Annotated in this window: 14 protein-coding genes and 1 pseudogene; 6 read left to right on the forward strand and 9 right to left on the reverse strand. The window is 72.6% G+C overall.

Annotation, left to right across the window (positions count from 1 at the left end; genetic code table 11):
• Positions 1–20: 20 nt before the first annotated feature.
• The 4 genes from AC4BEG_RS07340 to AC4BEG_RS07355 form a co-directional block, all read right to left on the reverse strand.
• On the reverse strand, positions 21–1,451 hold the full coding sequence (locus AC4BEG_RS07340) for an NCS2 family permease (protein WP_490705095.1): 1,431 nt from the start codon (positions 1,449–1,451) through the stop codon (positions 21–23).
• A gap of 90 nt (positions 1,452–1,541) precedes the next feature.
• A complete protein-coding gene (pucD, locus tag AC4BEG_RS07345; RefSeq protein WP_490705096.1) occupies positions 1,542–3,932 on the reverse strand; it encodes a xanthine dehydrogenase subunit D in 2,391 nt (796 codons plus the stop codon).
• Positions 3,933–3,934: 2 nt separating this feature from the next.
• Positions 3,935–4,507: a (2Fe-2S)-binding protein gene (locus tag AC4BEG_RS07350; protein WP_490705097.1), complete on the reverse strand. Its 573-nt coding sequence runs from the start codon at positions 4,505–4,507 to the stop codon at positions 3,935–3,937.
• Positions 4,498–5,388 (reverse strand): FAD binding domain-containing protein, encoded by an 891-nt coding sequence (locus tag AC4BEG_RS07355; protein ID WP_490705098.1) that lies wholly within the window; start codon positions 5,386–5,388, stop codon positions 4,498–4,500. Before AC4BEG_RS07355 ends, AC4BEG_RS07350 begins: the two co-directional genes overlap by 10 nt.
• Before the next feature lie 238 nt (positions 5,389–5,626).
• Between AC4BEG_RS07355 and AC4BEG_RS07360 the strand changes: the two genes are divergently transcribed.
• Positions 5,627–7,438 (forward strand): PucR family transcriptional regulator, encoded by a 1,812-nt coding sequence (locus AC4BEG_RS07360; RefSeq protein WP_490707013.1) that lies wholly within the window; start codon positions 5,627–5,629, stop codon positions 7,436–7,438.
• 198 nt (positions 7,439–7,636) lie between these two features.
• Positions 7,637–8,488, forward strand: a complete 852-nt coding sequence (locus AC4BEG_RS07365; protein ID WP_490705099.1) for a hypothetical protein — start codon at positions 7,637–7,639, stop codon at positions 8,486–8,488.
• Between the two features lie 84 nt (positions 8,489–8,572).
• Here the strand turns inward: AC4BEG_RS07365 and AC4BEG_RS07370 are convergent, their stop codons facing one another.
• A complete protein-coding gene (locus AC4BEG_RS07370; protein WP_490705100.1) occupies positions 8,573–9,262 on the reverse strand; it encodes a GntR family transcriptional regulator in 690 nt (229 codons plus the stop codon).
• Between the two features lie 119 nt (positions 9,263–9,381).
• Here AC4BEG_RS07370 and AC4BEG_RS07375 point away from each other — a divergent pair.
• Positions 9,382–9,796 (forward strand): annotated as a pseudogene (locus tag AC4BEG_RS07375) (hypothetical protein); the annotation flags it as partial.
• 230 nt (positions 9,797–10,026) lie between these two features.
• Complete coding sequence (locus AC4BEG_RS07380; RefSeq protein ID WP_490705101.1) at positions 10,027–11,220, forward strand: DUF2637 domain-containing protein; 1,194 nt, start codon at positions 10,027–10,029, stop codon at positions 11,218–11,220.
• A gap of 117 nt (positions 11,221–11,337) precedes the next feature.
• On the opposite strand, the gene AC4BEG_RS07385 is transcribed toward AC4BEG_RS07380, so the two are convergent.
• Positions 11,338–11,775, reverse strand: coding sequence for an ATP-binding protein (locus AC4BEG_RS07385; protein ID WP_490705102.1), 438 nt, complete (start codon positions 11,773–11,775; stop codon positions 11,338–11,340).
• 211 nt (positions 11,776–11,986) lie between these two features.
• On the opposite strand from AC4BEG_RS07385, the gene AC4BEG_RS07390 reads away from it, so the two are divergent.
• Entirely contained in the window at positions 11,987–15,136 is a 3,150-nt protein-coding gene (locus tag AC4BEG_RS07390; protein ID WP_490705103.1) for an alpha-mannosidase, read from the forward strand.
• 16 nt (positions 15,137–15,152) lie between these two features.
• On the opposite strand, the gene AC4BEG_RS07395 is transcribed toward AC4BEG_RS07390, so the two are convergent.
• Both AC4BEG_RS07395 and AC4BEG_RS07400 read right to left on the reverse strand, forming a co-directional pair.
• Positions 15,153–16,895: a pyruvate dehydrogenase gene (locus AC4BEG_RS07395; RefSeq protein WP_490705104.1), complete on the reverse strand. Its 1,743-nt coding sequence runs from the start codon at positions 16,893–16,895 to the stop codon at positions 15,153–15,155.
• Between the two features lie 74 nt (positions 16,896–16,969).
• Positions 16,970–18,514 carry a protein phosphatase 2C domain-containing protein gene (locus AC4BEG_RS07400; protein ID WP_490705105.1) on the reverse strand — a complete coding sequence of 515 codons (1,545 nt, stop codon included), beginning with the start codon at positions 18,512–18,514 and terminating at the stop codon, positions 16,970–16,972.
• Between the two features lie 86 nt (positions 18,515–18,600).
• Here AC4BEG_RS07400 and AC4BEG_RS07405 point away from each other — a divergent pair, with 86 nt between their 5' ends.
• Complete coding sequence (locus tag AC4BEG_RS07405; protein WP_490705106.1) at positions 18,601–19,083, forward strand: DUF456 domain-containing protein; 483 nt, start codon at positions 18,601–18,603, stop codon at positions 19,081–19,083.
• 178 nt (positions 19,084–19,261) lie between these two features.
• On the opposite strand, the gene AC4BEG_RS07410 is transcribed toward AC4BEG_RS07405, so the two are convergent.
• Positions 19,262–20,701 (reverse strand): dihydrolipoyl dehydrogenase family protein, encoded by a 1,440-nt coding sequence (locus tag AC4BEG_RS07410; protein WP_490705107.1) that lies wholly within the window; start codon positions 20,699–20,701, stop codon positions 19,262–19,264.
• Positions 20,702–20,887 lie beyond the last annotated feature (186 nt).

Raw genomic sequence — 20,887 nt, forward strand, 5'->3', positions numbered from 1 at the left:
ATCAGCTCCTTGTACGGCCGCTATCGGACCCCGAGCCAGGTCTCGATCGGGTTCAGAGCGAAGTAGATGACAAACACGGCCGTCAATATCCACATGAACAACCCGGGCTCCCGAAATCTGCCCTGCGCGGCCTTGATCGCGGTGTAGGCGATCACGCCCGCGCCGACCCCGGCGGTGATGGAGTACGTGAAGGGCATCAGGGCGACGGTCAGGAAGACCGGGACGGCCACCGAGCGGTCGGCCCAGTCCACATGGCGGGCGTTCTGCATCATCATCGCGCCGATGACCACCAGGGCGGCGGCCGCGACCTGGCCGGGCACGATCTGGGCGAGCGGGGTGAAGAACAGCCCGCAGGCGAAGAGCAGCCCGGTGACCACGCTGGACAGCCCGGTTCTGGCCCCTTCGCCGACGCCCGTGGCGGACTCGATGAACACGGTCTGGCCGCTGGCCCCGGCCACCCCGCCGATGGCGCCGCCCGCGCCGTCCACGAACAGCGCCCTGCTCAGCCCCGGCATCCGGCCCCGTTCGTCGGCCAGCTTCGCTTCGGTGCCGACGCCGATGATCGTCGCCATGGCGTCGAAGAACCCGGCCAGCACCAGGGTGAAGACGATCATGCCGACCGTCATTCCGCCGATCTTGTCCCAGCCGCCGAACTCGACCTGTCCGAAGAGACTGAAGTCCGGGGTGGAGACCGCGTGGGCGGGCAGTTCGGGGGCGCGCCCGCCCCACGCCTTGGGGCTGAGCCCGGCCACCGCGTTGACGACAACGGCGAGAACGGTGCCGGCCACGATGCCGATGAGGATCGCGCCCGGCACCTCACGGGCCTGGAGCATGAAGATCAGCAGCAGGGTGACGCAGAAGATCAGTACGGGCCAGCCCGCGAGCTTTCCCTCCACGCCGAGCGTCAGTGGCGCGCCCTTGCCCACGAACCCGGCGTTGACCAGTCCGATCAGGGCGATGAACATGCCGATGCCGATGGTGATCCCGTGTTTGAGGGCGAGCGGGATCGCGTTCATGATCACTTCGCGGAGTCCGGTGACCACCAGTAGCACGATCACCGTCCCGTACAGCACACACATCCCCATCGCCTGCGGCCAGCTCATATGGGGCACGACCTGGCCGGTGAGGACGGCGGAGACGCTGAGCCCGGCGGCGAGCGCGAGCGGCACCTTGCCGATGAAGCCCATGAGGAGGGTGGAGACGGCGGCGGCGAACGCGGTGGCGGTGATCAGCGCGCTCTGGGCGAGGTGGTGGTGCTGGACGTCCTCACCGGACAGCAGCAGCGGATTGAGCAGCAGGATGTACGCCATCGCCATGAAGGTGGTGACGCCGCCGCGGATCTCCCTGGCGAGAGTGGATCCGCGGTCGGATATGTGGAAGTACCGGTCGAGACCGGACCGGCGGGCCGTTCCCTCCGGGGTGGTCGGTGGCTTGATGGCGTGCTGGGTCATGCGGTGCCACTCCCAAGTGTCATAGGGGGTTGGGATGGTGCGTCGGCATCCACGACCCGGGGGACGGCCCGGTCGGTGGTGATGAGGGGGTCAGGTACCGGTCAGATGCTCCGGCCGGACCGGTACCCGCTTCAGGGGGAGGCCGGTCGCCGCGCGGACGGCGGCCACGACGGCCGGGGTGGAGGAGAGAGTGGGTGCCTCGCCTACCCCGCGCAGCCCGTACGGGGCGTTGTCGTCGGCCAGTTCGAGGACATCCACGGGGATGGTCGGGGTGTCGAGGATGGTGGGGATCAGATAGTCGGTGAAGGAGGGGTTGCGGACCCGGGCGCCGTCGGAGACCACGATCTCCTCCATGACGGCGAGGCCGAGGCCCTGGGTGGAGCCGCCCTGGATCTGGCCCACGACGGAGAGCGGATTGAGCGCCTTGCCGACGTCCTGGGCGGCGGCCAGCTCGATCACCTTGACCAGGCCCAGTTCGGTGTCGACCTCGACCACCGCGCGATGGGCACAGAAGGAGTACTGGACATGGCCGAAGCCCTGGCCGGTCTCCAGGTCGAACGGCTCGGTGGGGCGGTGCCGGAACTCCAGCTCCAGGTCGATCGGTTCATCGCCGACGATCTCGGCGAGATCGCCGATCACCTCACCGCCGTCGGTGACCACCTTGCCGCCCTCCAGCAGCAGTTCGGCGGTGGCCCACGCGGGGTGATAGGAGCCGAGCCGCTCCCGACCGCGCCGCAGCACCTCCTCCCGCACCGCCTCGCAGGTGTGCTTGATGGCACCGCCGGTCATATACGTCTGGCGGGAGGCGGAGGTGGAACCGGCCGAGCCCACCCGGGTGTCGGCGGGGTGGATGGTGACCTGGCTGACGCCCAGTTCGGTACGGGCGATCTGGGCGTGCACGGTGACACCGCCCTGGCCGACCTCGGCCATCGCGGTGTGCACCAGGGCCACCGGTTCGCCGTTGATCACCTCAAGCCGGATCCGGGCGGTGGAGTAGTCGTCGAACCCCTCGGAGAAGCCGACGTTCTTGATGCCGACCGCATAGCCGACCCCGCGCACCACCCCTTCGCCGTGGGTGGTGTTGGACAGCCCGCCGGGCAGCTCCCGGACATCGGTGGACGCGTCGGCGGCCAGCCACTGGCGCTCGGGCGGCATCGGCATCGCCTTGACGCGGCGCAGCAGTTCGGCCACCGGCGCCGGGGAGTCCACGATCTGTCCGGTGGGCATCTCCGCGCCCTGGGACATGGCGTTGCGCTGCCGGAACTCCACCGGGTCCAGGCCGAGTTCCGCCGCCACGGCGTCCATCTGCGCCTCGTAGGCGAAGCACGCCTGGACGGCACCGAAGCCGCGCATGGCACCGCAGGGCGGGTTGTTGCTGTAGAGGGCGAGGGCCTCGACGTCGACGTTGGGGACGACGTAGGGGCCGATCGCCAGGGAGGCGGCATTGCCGACCACCGCCGGGGAGGAGGAGGCGTACGCCCCGCCGTCCAGGACGATGCGGCACTGCACGTAGAGCAACTGTCCGTCGTGGGTGGCACCGTGCTCATAGGTGAGTTTTGCGGGGTGCCGGTGGACATGGCCGAAGAACGACTCGTAGCGGTTGTAGACGATCTTCACCGGGCGGCCGGTGCGCAGCGCCAGCAGACAGGCGTGCGCCTGCATGGACAGGTCCTCACGCGCGCCGAACGCCCCGCCCACGCCGGACAGCGTCAGCCGCACCTTGTCGGCGGGCAGCCCCAGGACCGGCGCCAGCTGGTCGCGGTCGACATGCAGCCACTGGGTGGCGATGTACAGGTCGACCCCGCCGTCCTCGGCCGGTACCGCGAGCCCCGACTCCGGCCCCAGGAACGCCTGGTCCTGCATCCCGACCTCGTAGTCGCGGCGCACCACCACATCGGCACGGGCGCGGGCGGCGCCGACATCGCCGCGCCGGACGGGCTGCCGGTGCACGATGTTGGGGTGCGGTACGTGGGCGGCATAGTGATCGGAGCGGTCATCACGGTCCGGGTGGAGCACCGGGGCGTCGGGGGCGATGGCGGTGGCCTCGTCCACGACCGGCGGCAGCTCCGCGTACCCCACCTTGATCTTGGCGGCGGCGCGGCGGGCGGTCTCGGGGTGGTCGGCGGCCACGATGGCCACGGCCTCGCCGTGGTAACGGACGCGGTCCTTGGCGAGCACGGGCTGATCGCGGATCTCCAGCCCGTAGTGGGTGGCGGCCGGGAGGTCGTCATGCGTCATCACGGCATGGACCCCGGGCACGGCCAGCGCCTCGGCGGTGTCGATGGAGCGGATCTCGGCGTGGGCGTACGGACTGCGCAGGGTGAAGCCCCACAGCATGTCCTCGTGCCACAGGTCCGAGGAGTACGCGAACTCCCCGGTGACCTTCAGGGTGCCGTCGGGGCGCAGGGTGGACTCACCGATGGCGCCCCTGGTCGCGCTGCTGGTCTGGGTGATCCTTCCGGGGGTGGGACCGGCTCCCATGGTCAGCCCTCCTCCCCGGTGCGGGCGGCCGCCAGGCGGACCGCGTCGAGGATCTTCTCGTAGCCGGTGCACCGGCACAGATTGCCGGACAGGGCCTCGCGGATATCGGCGTCGGACGGGTCGGGGTTGCGCTCCAGCAACTCGTCGGCGGCGACGAGGAGTCCGGGGGTGCAGAAGCCGCACTGGACAGCCCCGGCGTCGATGAACGCCTGCTGTACGGGTGCCAGCGGGGTGGCGCCACCGGGGCCGGGCTGCCAGCGCCGGGCCTCGTCGAGACCGGTGCCGGTGCTCCGCTCGGCAGCGCCGGAGGCGGTGGCGTCGCGCCGCTCGGCGAACTCCGCCAGGCCCTCGACGGTGACCACCTCGCGCCCCTCGGCCTGACCGGCCGCGACCAGGCACGCACAGACCGGGACACCGTCCAGACGGACCGTGCAGGAGCCGCATTCGCCCTGCTCACAGGCGTTCTTGGAGCCCGGGAGCCCCATCCGCTCACGCAGCACGTACAGCAGGGACTCGCCCTCCCAGACGTCGTCGGCCTGCTGCTGCCGCCCGTTGACCGTGAAATTCACGCGCACTGTACGGTCCTCCCGTTCCCCTCGCGGTACGCCTGCCAGGTCCAGCCCAGCGTGCGGCGGGCCATCACCGACACCGCGTGGCGGCGGTAGGCCGCGCTGCCGCGGACATCGTCGATCGGATTGCAGGCACCGGAGCACAGCTCGGCGAACTGCCGGGCGATCGACGGGGTGATGACGGCGCCGCTGTCCCAGAACCCGCCGTCGGCCAGCGCGGCGTTCAGGAACTCCTCCGCCTCCCGCGCCCTGATCGGCGTGGGCGCGGCCGAGCCGATACCGGTACGGACGGTGCGGGTGCCCGGATGCAGCGCCACGGAGAACGCGCACACCGCGATGACCATGGCGTTGCGCGTACCGACCTTGGAGAACTGCTGCGGTCCGTCGGCCTTCTCGATATGCACCGCCCGGATCAGCTCATCGGGCTCCAGGGCGTTGCGCTTGACCCCGGTGTAGAACTCCTCGACCGGGATCATCCGGGTGCCGCGCACCGACTCCACCTCGACCTCGGCACCGGCCGCCAGCAGCGCCGGGTGGGCGTCCCCGGCGGGCGAGGCGGCCCCGAGGTTGCCGCCGACCGTGCCGCGGTTGCGGATCTGCGGGGAGCCGACGGTGTGCGAGGCGAGCGCGAGAGCGGGCAGCTCGGTCCGCAGCTCCTCGATGATCCGGGTGTAGGGGACCCCGGCGCCCAGCCGGACCGTACGCTCGCCGACCTCCCACTCGGCCAGCTCGCCGATACGGTTCAGATCCAGCAGGACGTCGGGACGGCGGTGGTCGAAGTTGATCTCGACCATCACATCGGTGCCGCCCGCGATGGGCACGGCCGTGGGGTGCTCCGCCTTCGCGGCGAGCGCCTCCCGCCAGCCGGCGGGACGCAGAAAGTCCATCGGTCACTCTTCTCGGTTCGGCGGGCGGGGGCGGGAGGACGGCGACCCGGCTTCCCCCAAGAACTCTGCACGCGGCGTACCGCCAGTAGACCGAGCTGTGGGCCACATGGTGCAGTCACCGAAGGCATGAAGCAGTTGGCTGGCCAGCGGGCTGGTCTTGTAGATTCGAACGAAGAGCGGGGAGCGGAATCCTCGCGGTATTCGACCGGTGACAACAACAAGATCGGCTGGCACCACCATGCGGCTGCGCGCACTGCTGGAGATCGACGCGCTGGGCCTGCGCCTGCTCGGCGGTGAGGACGAGCTGGACCGCACCGTCCGCGGCGTGATGACCACCGATCTGCGGGACCCCAGCCGCTATCTGTCCGGCGGCGAACTGGTGCTCACCGGTCTGGCCTGGCGGCGTGCGCCGGGCGACTCCGACCGGTTCGTACGGATCCTGACCGCCGCCGGGGTGGCCGGTCTCGCGGCAGGCGAGGCGGAGCTCGGCGCGGTGCCCGAGGATCTGGTGATCGCCTGCGCACAGCACCGGTTGCCGCTGTTCTCGGTGGTCGAGGACGTCTCGTTCGCGTCGATCACCGAGCATGTGGTGCGCCAGGTCTCCGGTGAGCGGGCCGGGGACCTCGCGGCGGTGGTGGAGCGGCACCGGCGGCTGATGACGTCCGGGCCCGCGGGCGGCGGCCCCGAAGTGGTCCTGGATCTGCTGGGCTCCGATCTCGATCTGCCCGCCTGGGTGCTGTCCTCCACCGGCCGCCGGATCGCCGGTCCGAGCGCCCCCGGCCCCTCCCCCGAGCTGCCGCCGGAGATCCGGTCCGAGCTGGCGGGCGAACTCCTCGCGGCACGGCGCGCCGGGCGGCGCGGCCCGCACCGGGTCACCGCCGCGAACGGCGCCCTGTACTCCCTCTTCCCCATCCGCAGCGGTGAGTCCGCGGACATACGCGACACCGTGCTGTCCGACTGGCTGCTGGCGGTCGCCGCGGACGCGGGCGACTGGCCGGACGAGCGGCTCGATCTGCTGCACGGGGTCACCCAGCTGATCGCGGTCGAACGCGACCGGCGCGACGCGGCCCGTACGGTGCGGCGGCGGCTGGCCCAGGAGGTGCTGGAGCTGGTCCAGACGGGCGCCCCGCCCGCCGAGATCGCGGCCCGGCTGCGAGTGGCCGCCCCCGTTCTGCTCCCCGGACTCGGCTCGGCGCCGCACTGGCAGGTGGTGGTGGCCCGGGTGGAGTGGGGGTTCACCGGGCCGAACGGGGAGAACGGCCAGCACGGGCAGGAGGCCGCCGCTGGCGGCGCCGCGGACGGCGGTGTCCCCGGCGGGCCGGTCGCCCAGGCGCTGCTGGAGGAGATCCTGGTCGATCCGGGGGCGACCGGGCCGGAGCCCTCGGACCGGATCGCGGTGGCGCACACCGGTGGGGAGGCGGTAGCGCTCGTACCGCTTCCGGCGCATCCGGACGTGTCACCTCCGGAGGCGTCGGAGACGGCGGACGTCGACGGTACGTCCGCGTCCGGCACCTCCCCCTCCGGTGCCTCCCCGTCCGGCCCCGCCCTGGACGCCGGGCTGCACGCGGACACACTGCTCGCCGCCGTCCGCGGGCCGCTCTCGCGCGGTCTGGACGACGACGGCCGGCTGACCCTCGGGGTGAGCGCCGCCGTTCCCTCCGCCGACGGGCTGCGCGGCGCCCTGGAGGAGGCCCGGCACGCCCGCCGCGTCGCGGCCGCCCGCTCCGGCCGGGTCTGCGCCGCCGGTCACCAGGAGCTGGCCTCGCACGTCCTGCTGCTCCCCTTCGTCCCGGACGACGTCCGCCGCGCGTTCACCGCGCGGCTGCTCGATCCGCTGCGCGAGTACGACCGCCGTCATCGCGCCGAACTGATCCCCACCCTCGAGGCGTTCCTCGAATGCGACGGGTCGTGGACGCGGTGTGCGGCACGGCTGCACCTCCATGTCAACACCCTGCGCTACCGGGTCGGTCGGATAGAGCAGCTGACCGGGCGCGAACTGTCCCGGCTCGAGGACAAACTGGACTTCTTCCTCGCGCTGCGCATGAGCTGAAGCCTGGGTTCCGGAGTGAGCCGACGAGCTCCCACAAGCCCCATGCGCACCCCCGCGCCCCACCGATGCGCCTAGGAGCCACCGCCCTGGTCAGGGGTTTGTGAATTCGTTCACACCAACCCCTTGGCCGCGCCAGCGCATTCATGCTGAGATTCGCATCACGGCTTCCGGCTCGATGGCGCGCTTGGGGAGGGCAATGTGGCGGACACCGCCATGTCACCACCTGGATCGTCAAATTCCGATTCCGAGGCACGTTCCCACGCTCCGGCGGGTGCTCCGGCGGGGCGGGGCGACGCCCCACTCGACACGGCGGTCTGGCGGCTGCGTTCGCGCGGCCTTTGGAAGGACGCCGCCGAACTGCTCACGCCCTACGCCGAGGACGACGCCTCGGCCGCGCTCAAGCGCAGCGCCATCCTGACCGAACGGTGCATGTACACCTCCGCGGGGTGGGACGCGGCCGAGGACGCGCTGCGCTCCGCGGAGGCCCTGGCCCACACCGACGCCGAGCGGGGCGCCACGGCGTGCGAGCGTGGCTATCTCGCGTACGCCTCCACCCTGCTGAGCGTCCGCGACCGGGCCGACGAGGCGCGCACCGCGCTCGGCCGCGCGGCGGCGCTGCTGGCCCCCGGCTCCCCGACCCGCCCGCTGCTGGACCTCCGCCGCGGGCTGATCTCCCAGCACCTCGCCCACAACCCGACCGGCGCCCAAGCAGCCTTCCAGCGCGCCCACGCGGGCGCGACCGCCCACGGTGACGACCTGCTGACCTCGTCCACCTGGCGCCACCTGGCCGCCATGGCGGAGGAGGAGGGCAATCTCCCCGAGGCCCGGCGCGGCTTCGCCGAATCGCTCCGCATCCGCGAGGAGCTGGGCTACCTGGTCGGCATCGCCCCGGCCCTGGCGGCCCTGGCCGACGTGGAGCCGGACCCGGAGGAGGCCGAACGGATGCGCACGGAGGCGGGCCGCCTGGTGCGACTGCTCGGCGGTGTCCCGGTGTGGCTGGCCGAGCAGTTAGGCCACACCGAACCACCCCTCGACGGCCACCAACCCTGACACCACGGGGTCGGCGGCCCGGGTGCCGGGCGATCCGTGGGGGGCCGCCCGGCACCCCCACGTAACACCCCGGCCGCAGGCCGGTTACGCGCCGGTGGTGAAGTGTTCGCGGACCAGGGATTCGACGACGTCCAGGTCGCGGGCGACGAGGGCGTCCAGGAGAGCCATGTGTTCGGCGGCGTCCGCCACCAGGTCGGCGGTGCGGACCGGGCGGCCGCAGGCCAAGGGCCACTGGGTGCGGCGGTGGAGTTCGTCGGCGACGATCACCAGCTGCTCGTTTCCGGACAGGCTCAGCACGCTCTGGTGGAAGGTGCGGTCCGACTCCAGATAGGCGGCCCGGTCGCCCTTGGCGGCGGCAGCCGCCGTCGCCTCGGCGAAGGGCCGCAGCAGGGCCCAGCGCTCGGGTGCGACGGCCTGGGCCAGGCCGAGCATCACGGGGACCTCCAGCAGGGCGCGGACCTCGGCCAGCTCGGCCAGCTCGCGCGCGCTGCGCCGGGCGACCCGGAAGCCGCGGTTGGGCACCACCTCGACAGCGCCCTCGCCCGCGAGCTGCTGCATGGCCTCCCGCACCGGGGTGGGCGAGACGCCGAAGCGCTCGGCGAGGGCCGGGGCGGAGTAGACCTCGCCCGGGGTCAGCTCACCGCCGACCAGCGCGTCCCGCAGGGCATCCAGGATCTGCCCGCGGACGGAGTGACGCCGGAGGGACCGGCGTGCCGCGGGCACACCGGACGGGGGCTGCGGCTCCCTTGCCGCCTCCGCTTTGTCCTGCTCCACTCGGGCCCTCCTGACATGCCATCGAAACGATATGCGGCTGCCGCGTGAGGTCAAAGCCCGAATCACACCAAGTGAGGTTAGGCTAACCTCGCCCCGCGTCCGCGAATCGGTGGTCCCGCATGTCCGTGCCCGCCCTCCGACCGTTCCATACCGAGCCCGTCAGCACCGAGCCCGTCGGCACCGGCGTCGGCACCGAACCCCTCGGCACCCACGCTCTGCTCCGCGCGTACGAGCGGCTGGCGGAGGTGCTGCCCTCCTGCACGGTCACGGTGAGCACCCGCGCGGTGCCGCCCACCGGCGGCGGCTGGGTGCACGCGGCGGACCTCGCCGCGGGCGGACCCGCGCTCGACGCCACTCGCCTGGGACGAGGCCCAGGTGGAGCGCGACTACGGACAGCGGGCCCGGCCCGATGTGATCGCCGGGTTCGGGCTGCACCGCTACGCCTGGCACATCTGTCTGCTGTTCACCGTGCCGTGGTTTCTGCACCGCCGCGTACCGCGGCTGACGGTCCACCAGGTGTCGTACCACCGGTCACGGCACGAACTGAGGTACGGATTACCCGTGATCGGCTTCCGTGAATAGAATCAAGCCGCTTGCACAGAGCGAGCGTTCGAACCGTAACGCACCTATCCGCGTGCCCCCCGCCCCACTTGGTGGCCTCTTGTCCGGAAACCGCTCGAGGCCGGGCCGGATTCCGCCAGGATGTCGCGCGTGTAGGCCGCACTGCGGCCAGAACTTCACGGAAGCGAGGCAAGGGGCACCGGATGAGACTGACCGACATATCGCTGGGCTGGGCCCTGCCCGTCCTCGTGGCACTGCTCGGTGTCGTGGGGGCCGTGGTGATCCTCGCCCGCGGCCGTAACGAGAAGAAGGCGGACGCCGCCCCCACGGATTCCTGGGAGCGCAGCGAGGAGCGCCGTCGGCGCAAGGAGGCCATCTACGGGATGGCCTCGTATGTGCTGCTGTTCTGCTGCGCCGGGGTGGCCGCCGCGCTCTCGTTCCAGGGACTTGTCGGCTTCGGCCGGGAGAACCTGGCGCTCACGAACGGCTGGGAGTACCTGGTCCCGTTCGGTCTCGACGGCGCCGCCATGTTCTGCTCGGTGCTCGCGGTGCGCGAGGCCAGCCACGGTGACGCGGCGCTGGGTTCCCGTCTGCTGGTGTGGATGTTCGCGGGCGCCGCGGCCTGGTTCAACTGGGTGCACGCGCCGCGCGGGATGGGCCACGCGGGCGCCCCGCAGTTCTTCGCGGGCATGTCGCTGTCGGCCGCGGTCCTCTTCGACCGCGCGCTCAAGCAGACCCGCCGCTCGGCACTGCGTGAACAGGGCCTGGTGCCACGGCCGTTGCCGCAGATCCGTATCGTCCGCTGGCTGCGCGCCCCCCGTGAGACCTTCGCCGCCTGGTCGCTGATGCTGCTGGAGGGTGTGCGCACGCTGGACGAGGCGGTCGAGGAGGTCCGTGAGGACCGCCGCGAGAAGGAGAACAACCGCAAGCGCCAGCGCGAGCAGGAGAAGCTGGACCGGGCCCGGATCCGCGCGATCAACCGGCAGCACCGGGCGTGGGGGCGCCGCGGCGGCCGTCAGGTGGACGTCTCCATCGCCACCGACCGGCCCGCGAGCCTGAGTTCGGAGCCTGCCATAGGGGAGAAGGTCCTAGAGCCGGCGGGAACCGCCGAGCAGACGCGGCTGTCCTCGTCCTCCACCCGTCCCGCCCTCCAGTCCACGACCGCGACGGCGACCGCGACCGCCGCTGACACCGACAGCGGGGACTGGAACCGCGACCGGGATTTCAGCTTCGGCTTCGGTGACCAGGACGGGGCCTTGGACAAGGAGAAGGACAAGGACGCCGAAGCCGACCGTCCCCGCACCATCGACCTCACCGCCGAGGACGACACCCTCACCATTCCCCGGCTGGACTCCCTGGAGGAGAAGCTGGCGCAGATCGAGCGCGCCTTCGGCTGAGCGCCGAGCACCGAGCGCCGAGCGGCGAGCGCTGATCACTGAGCACTGAGCGGCAAAGCGGGCGGGCGACGGCGTCGGCGGGGCACTTCTCCGCCGTCGTCCGCCCGCCGCCGTGCGTCACTCCACGATGCCGTCGGCCTCCAGCTCGAACCACAGGGCCTTGCCCACCCCGTGGGTCCGTACGCCCCAGGCGTCCGCGAGCGAGTGCACCAGCAGCAGCCCGCGCCCGGAGGTGGCGTCCTCCGGCGGGCGGGCCCGCAGCCTCGGATGGCGGGAGTCGAAGTCCCGGACCTCCACCCGTAATCGGCCCGCGACCGGCGCGGCGGCCCCGTCCCCCAGGGCCGCCGTGACCTGGGCCCCGCGGCCGGTGTGCACCAGCGCGTTGGTCACCAGCTCGCTGATGAGCAGCTCGGCGAGATCCGCCCGGCCCGGTCCGCCCCACTGCCGCAGCAACTGCCGCAGCTCCGCCCGGACCTCCGCCACCGCGGCCAGCTCGTCCCGCGCCAATCTTCGCTCGAGGACCGGGCCACGACGCTCCCCCTGGACAGCCTCCACAGCCTTCGTCCCCGGCTCCGGCCGGCCGACCGGCAGCCTGCCCGGCCGTACACACTGACGCTTCATCCTCCCCCGCCCCGGCCGCCCTGACGGGCGTCCAGCGTTGAATGCCGTCGAACACGGTCACGGGATGCATGCCCGCGTGTTGCCGCCCACACACCGAGGGAACTGTCAGGAGTGATCCGCTCAGCGCCGAGCCCGAGGAGCCGTGATGCACGACGACCGACTGTTGGTGGAAGGACGCCTGGACCGGGCGCTGAACCAGTTCATCCGGCCCGCCCAGTACCCGGAGCGGGTGCCACTGGCGCTGTTCGCCTGGCGGGCGCCCGGTGAACCGGTACCGGTCGGCGAGGCGCTGGAGGCCGCGTACGAGCGGTTCGAGACCGGCACCGACTGGGGCAGCCCCTGGTCGACCTGGTGGTTCCGGCTGGAGGGCGCGGTCCCGGCAGAGTGGGCCGGGCGCCGGGTCGAGGCCGTGATCGACCCCGGCTTCACCGGTGACGGGCCCGGGTTCCAGGCCGAGGGGCTGGTGTACGACGCCCACGGGGTGCCGCTGAAGGGCATCCATCCACGCAACCGCCACATCCCCGTCGCGGCCCCGGCGGAGGGCGGCGAACCGGTGCGGCTGCTGCTGGAGGCTGCCGCCAACCCGGCCGTGCTGCGCGACGGATTCGTGCCGACGCGGCTGGGCGACGTCCTGACCGCAGGAGACCGCCCGCTGTACCGGTTCGCCTCCGCGGATCTGGCCGTCCTCGACGAGACCGTCTGGCATCTGGTGCTGGACCTCGAGGTGCTGTCGGAGCTGATGCGCGAACTGCCCACGGACCGGCCGCGCCGCCATGAGATCCTGCGCGCCCTGGAGAACGCTCTCGACGCGCTCGATCTGCACGACGTACCGGGCACCGCGGCCGCCGCCCGCGCCGAACTGACCGACGCGCTCAGCCGTCCCGCGCACGCCAGCGCCCACCGGGTCTCGGCGGCCGGGCACGCCCATATCGACTCGGCGTGGCTGTGGCCGCTGCGTGAGACCGTGCGCAAGGCGTCCCGCACCTTCGCCAATGTCACCGCGCTCGCGGGCGACTACCCCGAGCTGGTCTTCGCCTGCTCCCAGGCGCAGCAGTATGCATGGGTCAAGGAACACCAGCCGCACATCTGGGAGCGCATCAAGAAGGCGGTGTCGGACGGCAACTGGGCACCGGTCGGCTCGATGTGGGTGGAGTCGGACGCCAATATGCCCGGCGGGGAGGCGCTGGCCCGGCAGATCGTGCACGGCAAGCGGTTCTTCCTGGAGGAGCTGGGGGTGGACACCGAGGAGATCTGGCTGCCGGACTCCTTCGGCTACACGGCCGCCTTCCCGCAGCTGGCGAAGCTCGCGGGGGTGCGGTGGTTCCTCACCCAGAAGCTGTCGTGGAACCAGACCAACAAGATGCCGCACCACACCTTCTGGTGGGAGGGAATCGACGGCACCCGGGTGTTCACCCACTTCCCTCCGGTGGACACCTACAACGCGCAGTTCCACGCGAGCGAACTGGCCCACGCGGAGCGCAACTTCGCCGACAAGGGCCTCGCCACCCGCTCGCTGGTGCCCTTCGGCTGGGGCGACGGCGGGGGCGGCCCCACCCGCGAGATGCTGGAGAAGGCGCGGCGGCTGGGCTCGCTGGAGGGGGCACCCCGGGTGGAGATCCACAAGCCGTCGGTGTTCTTCACCGAGGCCGAGCGGGAGTACGGCGCCAAGGCCCCGGTGTGGTCGGGCGAGCTGTACCTCGAACTGCACCGGGCCACGTACACCACCCAGGCCAAGACCAAGCAGGGCAACCGGCGGAGTGAACACCTGCTGCGGGAGGCGGAGTTGTGGGCCACCGCGGCCGCGCTGCACGCGCCCGGCTACGCCTACCCGTACGACGACCTGGACCGGATCTGGAAGACGGTGCTGCTGCACCAGTTCCATGACATTCTGCCCGGCTCGTCGATCGCCTGGGTGCACCGCGAGGCGCGAGAGACCTATGAGCGGGTGTTCGCGGAGCTGGAGGGGATCGTCGCGGCGGCGGTGGCGGCGCTGGACGGCGGCGGTCCCGCGGTGCTCAACGCCTCGCCGTACGAACGCGAGGAGGTGGCCGTGGTGGACGCGGAGACCGCCGCCGCCCTCCCGCCGGAGACCCCCTCCCAGGCGCTGGGCGGCGGGCTGACGGCGGTGCCGGTGCGGGTGGCCGGGCTGGGCGCCGCGGCGCTTCCGGCCGCCGCCACCCGGGGCGAACCGGGGGTGACCGCGCTGAGCGACGGCCACCGCATCGTGCTCGACAACGACCGGCTGCGGGTGACCATCGACGCGGACGGGCTGCTCGCCTCGGTGCTGGACCTGGACGCGGGCCGCGAGGTGCTGGCGCCCGGCGCCCGCGGCAATCTGCTCCAGCTCCACCCCGACCACCCCAATCAGTGGGACGCCTGGGACATCGACCGGCACTACCGCCGCACCCGCACCGATCTCACCGACGCGGAGCATGTCGAACTGACCGAGTCCGGACCGCTGCGCGCCACGGTGCGGGTGGTGCGCTCCTTCGGCGCCTCACGGGTGGTCCAGGACCTCACCCTGGCCGCGGGCAGCCGCCGTCTCGACATCGCCACCGAGGTGGACTGGCAGGAGTCGGAGAAAGTCCTCAAGGCGGCGTTCCCGCTGGATGTGCACGCCCGGGTGTCCACCGCGGAGATCCAGTTCGGCCATGTGGACCGCGCCACCCACACCAACACCGGCTGGGACGCGGCCCGGTTCGAGATCTGCGCCCACCGCTGGCTGCGGGTGGCCGAGCCCGGGTACGGGGCCGCGCTGCTCAACGACTCCACCTACGGCCACGATGTGACCCGCGCCGCGCACCAGGTCCCGGACGGGGACGGTGAAGGGCGGGAGGTGCTGGGCACGACCGTACGGCTGACGCTGCTGCGCGCCCCGCACAGCCCGGACCCGGAGACCGACCTCGGCACCCACCGCTTCCGCTACGCCCTGCTGCCGGGCGCTGACGTGGGGGACGCGGTGGCCGAGGGGCTTGCGCTCAACCTGCCGCTGCGCGCGCTGCCTTCCGGTCCCCCGGCCCTGGCCCCGCTGGTGTCGGTGGACAATCCGGCGATCACCGTGGAGTCGGTCAAACCGGCCGAGGACCGCAGCGGCGATGTGGTGGTGCGGCTGTACGAATCGCACGGCGGCCGGGCGGTGGGCACGCTGGTGACCGGCTTCCCGGTGACCCGGGCCGAGGTGACCGATCTGCTGGAGCGTCCGCTGCGGTCGGCGGCGACCGGCGCGGCCGGGCTGAGCCTGGCCCTGCGACCGCACCAGATCCTCACCCTGCGGCTGACACCCGTGCGCGGCTGAGCGGGCCGGGGCCGGATCAGGGGCGCGGCAGGTTGCGCAGATTGGAACGGGCCATCTGCACCATCCTGCCGACGCCCCCGTCCAGCACCATCTTGCTGGCCGACAGCGCGAATCCGGTCACCATCTCCGCCTTGATCTTGGGCGGGATGGACAGTGCGTTGGGGTCCGTGACGATGTCCACCAGCGCGGGCCCCTTGCGGCGCAGCGCGTCCCGCAGCACCGATCGCAGATGTTTGGGCTTCTCCACCCGGACGCCGTAGACCCCGGCCGCGTCGGCGAGGGCCGCGAAGTTTGGGTTGTGGTTGGTGGTGCCGTACGCGGGCAGCCCCGACACCAGCATCTCCAGCTCGACCATGCCGAGCGAGGAGTTGTTGAACAGGATCACCTTCACCGGCAGGTCGTACTGGACCAGGGTGAGGAAGTCGCCCATCAGCATGGTGAATCCGCCGTCGCCGGACATCGACACCACCTGGCGGCGGCGGTCCAGGAACTGGGCGCCGATCGCCTGCGGCAGCGCGTTGGCCATCGAGCCGTGGGTGAACGAACCGATCACCCGGCGGCGGCCGTTGGGGGTCAGATAGCGGGCCGCCCAGACGTTGCACATCCCGGTGTCGACGGCGAAGACCGCGTCGTCCGCGGCCTCCTCGTCCAGGATCGAGGCCACGTACTCGGGGTGGATCGGGACATGTTTCTCGACCCTGCGGGTGTATGCCCGGACCACGCCCTCCAGCGCCTCCGCGTGCTTCTTCAGCATCCGGTCCAGGAAGCGGCGGTCGGTCTTGGGGCGCACCTTCGGCGTCAGACAGCGCAGGGTCTCGCGGACGTCGCCCCACACCGCGAGGTCCAGTTTGGAGCGGCGGCCCAGGTGTTCGGGACGTACGTCGACCTGCACGGTGGTCACATCGTCCGGGAGGAAGGCGCCGTAGGGGAAGTCGGTGCCCAGCAGCATCAGCAGATCGCACTCATGGGTGGCCTCGTACGCCGCGCCGTAGCCGAGCAGTCCGCTCATCCCCACATCAAAGGGGTTGTTGTACTGGATCCACTCCTTGCCGCGCAGGGCGTGGCCCACCGGTGCCTTCACCCGCTCGGCGAACTCCATCACCTCGTCGTGCGCCCCGGCGGTGCCGCTGCCGCAGAAGAGCGTGATCCGGTCCGCCGCGTCCACCATGCGCGCCAGCTCGTCGATCTCCGCGTCTCCCGGGCGCACGGTGGGCCGGGAGGTCACCAGCGCGTGTTCCTCGGCGCGCTCGGGGGCCGGGCGGGCGGCGATATCGCCGGGCAGGGTGACCACGCTGACCCCGCCGCGGCCGATCGCGTGCTGGACGGCGGTCTGGAGGACCCGCGGCATCTGCTGGGGGTTGGAGATCAGTTCGCAGTAGTGGCTGCACTCGCGGAACAGCTGGTCGGGGTGGGTCTCCTGGAAGTAGCCGGTGCCGATCTCGCTGCTGGGGATGTGCGAGGCGAGGGCCAGGACCGGAGCCATCGAGCGATGGGCGTCGTAGAGCCCGTTGATGAGGTGGAGATTACCCGGGCCGCAGGAGCCCGCGCAGGCGGCGAGGGTGCCGGTCAGCTGGGCCTCGGCGCCCGCGGCGAAGGCGGCGGTCTCCTCGTGCCGGACCTGGATCCACTCGATGGCGGCGTTGCGGCGGACCGCGTCCACCACGGGGTTGAGGCTGTCGCCGACCACCCCGTACAGCCGTCGCACCCCGGCGCGCACCAGGATGTCCACGCATTGCTCCGCCACCGTCTGCTTGCCCATCGCGCGCCTCGTCCCTTCCGCCCCGGGTTGCCGGGGTTCGTCGGCCCCTGTTCATCAACCCATGGACGGCGCGCTCACGCCTCCCAGACGGCCACCGCCGTACGGTCGTCGGCGTAACCCTTCACCCGGGTCTGGGTGTCGGCGAGGTACGCGGCGAGCCCCGGCGGCTCGGCCGTGGCCCAGCGTTCGGCCAAGTGGTCGGCGAGCGCGGCCTCGCCGCGCAGCGGGTCGGCGAGGCCCTCACCGCAGAGCAGCAGGGTGTCGCCCGGACGGGCGACGGAGGTACGGAAGAGGAACGGTCCGCCGGCCGGGGCGTCCGGCGGGGTGTCAGGCGCTGGAGCCGGGTCCGCCGCGGACGCGGGCGGGCCGTCCGCATCCCGGGACGGCGCGCCCGCGGGCGGACGCCCGTCGGCGTAGCCGGGGACCGGCCCGCCCACGGTGTCCCCCTCCCCCGGCGTCGGTTCCAGGTCCTGCCAGCCGCCCTCGCGCAGCCGGAACAACCCGCCCCCGCCCGCGCCGAAGAACACCCGGGTGCGGCAGGCCGGATGGGCGGGCAGCAGCAGACACCGCACCGAGACGGTGTACTCGGCCGGGTCCAGACCGAGCACGGTGGCACGGGCGCGCAGTCTGCCGTAGCCGCGGGCGGTCAGCCGGTGCAGCCCGGACTTGAGGGCGCCGCGGTCGGCGGTGTGCAGATCGTCGGCCAGCCGGACGCGGCTGCGGCCGACCGCCGCGCCGATCCAGTCGCACATCTCGCGCGCGGCCTGCTGCGCCCTGGGGGACGCCCGTACGCCACCGGCCACGACCGCCAGGACCAGGGCGCCGTCACCGGTCCCGAACCGTGCCGTCAGCAGCGCGTCCCGCCGGGGATCCCCGCGGTAGCGGGCGGAGTCGCCGCGCAGCGAGACGGCCCGGAGGGTGAAGGTGCCGTAGCGGGCGCCGTCCAGCACGGTGTCGGGCACCAGCTCGCCGAGTTCCTCGGGGTCGGCGACGGGCAGGGTGGTCGGCTCGGCCTCGTAGGTGGGCGGTCCGCTCCCGACGAATCCGGCCGCGGCGGTCCGCCAGGGCCGGGCGGGGTCGGCGGGGGCGGGGGGCGTGCCGGACGGGGACGAGTCCGGGGCGGTGGGTCTGGCGGGCGAGGGGATCGGGGGCGATGCGGCCGAGGGACGCGTTCCGAGGGAGCCCGTTCCAGGGGAGCCCGTTCCAGGGGAGTCCGTTCCGGAGGCCGGTCCGGAGGCCGGTCCGGTAGGGGCGGATGCGGTACGAGCGGATCCGGTACGCGGGAAGGCAGACGGCGCGGCAGGGGCGGGAGAGGGCGGTGCGGCGCCGGGCCCTTCACCGCCGCCGGGAGATCGCCACCCCTGCGGGCCATCTCCCTCCGCGGCGTCCGGGCCCGGTGCGGCACCGCCCGGCTCCTCCCGCGGCCGCCACGGAGCCCCCGCGGCGGGCCGCCGCCCGGTGTCGCCGCCGGGGCGGCAGCCGAGCGTGCGGGCGGCCGAGTCGAACCGGTCGTCCACGGTGTCCGTCGCCGCGGCGGGCCCTGCGTCGGCCCGGCACGGGTCGTACAACTCGCGCCACCAGTCGTCCTCGTGACCGGGATTGTCCCCCTGCTGGCTCATCCCCACATTGTCCACAGGGAGGCTTCACGGCAACACCACGCCACGGTCGATGGCCGTCCGGCCGCCGCTTCCGGCAGCCTGGGGACATGGCGACATGGCAGCTGGTCCTGTGCGGCCTGGTCATGCTGCTGGGCCTGGTCGGCGTGGTCGTACCCGGCCTGCCGGGCCCGGTCATCGTGTGGGCCGCGGTGCTGTGGTGGTCGCTGACCGAGAAGACCGGTCCGGCCTGGGCCCTGCTGGTCGGGGCGACCGCGCTGCTGCTGCTCGATCAGGCCGTGAAATGGCTGCTGCCCGCCCGCCGGATGCGCGGTGCGGGCATCACCCGCCGGACGTTTCTGCTGGCAGGGATCGCGGGCATCGTCGGCTTCTTCGTCATCCCGGTGATCGGCGCGCCCGTCGGCTTCGTGGCCGGGATCTACGGCGCGGAGCGGCACCGGCTGGGCGGGCACGGGGACGCCTGGCTGTCCACGCGGACGGTGATGCGGGCGATCGGCACGAGTGTGCTGGTCGAGCTGTTCGCCTGTCTGCTGGTCGCGGGCGGCTGGCTCGCGGCGGTTGTCCTGCACTGAGCGGCCCCCTGCACTGGGCCGCCATGGGCCTCATGGGTCCCCTCAGGAACGGACCGGGGGCGTACGGCAGTGAACGAGGGCGCCCCAGCGCGCACCCCGGTGCGGCGGGAGCCCGGAGCCCCCGCCACACGGCCGGACTCCGTCACCCGCCACCCACGGGGCACGTCCCGCGGAGCGCTCAGCCGCGATACGCCTCCAGCAGCCGGAGCCAGATCTCGCTGATCGTCGGGAACGACGGAGTGGCGTGCCACAGCCGTTCCACCGGCACCTCGCCCGCCACCGCCACCGTGGCCGCGTGCAAGAGTTCCCCCACCCCGGGGCCCACGAAGGTGACCCCGATCAGATGGCCCCGGTCCAGGTCGACGATCATCCGCGCCCGGCCCCGGTAGCCGTCCGCGTAGAGCGCCGCGCCCGAGACCTGGCCGATGTCGTAGTCGACCACCCGGATACTGCGCCCCTGGGCCTCGGCCTGGGCCGCGGTCAGCCCGACCGCACCGACCTCCGGGTCGGTGAAGACCACCTGCGGTACGGCGGCGGTGTCCGCGGTCGCCGCGTGCGCCCCCCAGCGGTCGGTCTCCAGCAGCGGAACGCCCTGCGCCCGCGCGCCGATCGCCGCGCCCGCGATCCTGGCCTGGTACTTGCCCTGGTGGGTGAGGAGCGCGCGGTGGTTGACATCGCCCACGGCGTACAGCCAGCCACCGGGCACATCGCGCACCCGCAGGGTGTCGTCCACATCCAGCCAGCTGCCGGGCCGCAACCCGATCGTCTCCAGGCCCACATCGTCGGTGCGCGGCGCCCGGCCGGTGGCGAAGAGGACCTCGTCCGCCTCGACGGCCTCCCCGCCCTCGAGGGTGAGGGTGACGGTTCCGTCCGTGCCGTCCCGCCGTACGTCCGTCACCGACGTATCGAAGCGGATCTTCACTCCGGCCTCGGTCAGCGCCTCGGCGACCAGCTCGCCCGCGAACTGTTCCATCCGCTCCAGCAGCCCCGAGCCGCGGATCAGCATGGTCACCTCGGAGCCGAAGGCGTTCCACGCCGTGGCCATCTCGACGGCGACCACCCCGCCGCCCACCACGGCCAGCCGCCGCGGCACCGTGCCCGAGCTGGTCGCCTCACGGCTGGTCCAGGGGCGGGCCTCGGCGAGTCCGGGCAGATCCGGCAGCGCGGCCCGGCTGCCGGTGCAGATGCCCACGGCGTGCCGGGCGGTGAGCACGCGCTGTTGTCCGTCCGGGCCGGTGACGGTGACCTGACGCGGTGCGGTCAGCCGCCCCTTGCCGCGGACCAGATCGATACCGACCGAGTCCAGCCAGCCGACCTGACCGTCGTCCTTCCAGTCCGAGACGAAGGAGTCACGGTGGGTGAATACGGCAGCGTTGTCCAGCGGGCCGCCCACCGCCTGACGCAGCCCGGAGGTGCGGCGCGCCTCGGCGCGGGCGATGACCGGGCGCAACAGCGCCTTGCTGGGGATACAGGCCCAGTACGAGCATTCGCCGCCGACCAGCTCGCTCTCCACGATGGCCGTGGAGAGCCCCGCGGCGCGGGTTCGGTCGGCCAGGTTCTCACCCACCGGGCCCGCGCCCAGGACCACGACGTCGTATTCGTCCATGGCGTCGTTCATCGCAACCCGCTCTCTGCCGATTCCGGCGGTGTGATCGACCGTGTGGAGCCCAGGGTCCGTCGTCACAGGGGGCGTCCGGCCGCGAGCGTCGGGAGCAGGGCGGCCCTGTGACGACGGGCCCCAGGGCCATCCTGGTGCCGAGTTACCTCGTGAGACCACCCGAATCGGCATCCCGGGCCGTTCCGC

Source organism: Streptomyces sp. JLBJ103, from assembly GCF_058215575.1.

Coding starts and splice junctions, on each gene's coding strand:
- AC4BEG_RS07405 (WP_490705106.1), top strand. CDS start 18,601: ATGGCGACATGGCAGCTGGTCCTGTGCGGCCTGGTCATGCTGCTGGGC.
- AC4BEG_RS07360 (WP_490707013.1), top strand. CDS start 5,627: ATGCGGCTGCGCGCACTGCTGGAGATCGACGCGCTGGGCCTGCGCCTG.
- AC4BEG_RS07390 (WP_490705103.1), top strand. CDS start 11,987: ATGCACGACGACCGACTGTTGGTGGAAGGACGCCTGGACCGGGCGCTG.
- AC4BEG_RS07380 (WP_490705101.1), top strand. CDS start 10,027: ATGAGACTGACCGACATATCGCTGGGCTGGGCCCTGCCCGTCCTCGTG.
- AC4BEG_RS07355 (WP_490705098.1), bottom strand. CDS start 5,388: ATGGACTTTCTGCGTCCCGCCGGCTGGCGGGAGGCGCTCGCCGCGAAG.
- AC4BEG_RS07410 (WP_490705107.1), bottom strand. CDS start 20,701: ATGAACGACGCCATGGACGAATACGACGTCGTGGTCCTGGGCGCGGGC.
- pucD (WP_490705096.1), bottom strand. CDS start 3,932: ATGGGAGCCGGTCCCACCCCCGGAAGGATCACCCAGACCAGCAGCGCG.
- AC4BEG_RS07400 (WP_490705105.1), bottom strand. CDS start 18,514: ATGAGCCAGCAGGGGGACAATCCCGGTCACGAGGACGACTGGTGGCGC.
- AC4BEG_RS07340 (WP_490705095.1), bottom strand. CDS start 1,451: ATGACCCAGCACGCCATCAAGCCACCGACCACCCCGGAGGGAACGGCC.
- AC4BEG_RS07395 (WP_490705104.1), bottom strand. CDS start 16,895: ATGGGCAAGCAGACGGTGGCGGAGCAATGCGTGGACATCCTGGTGCGC.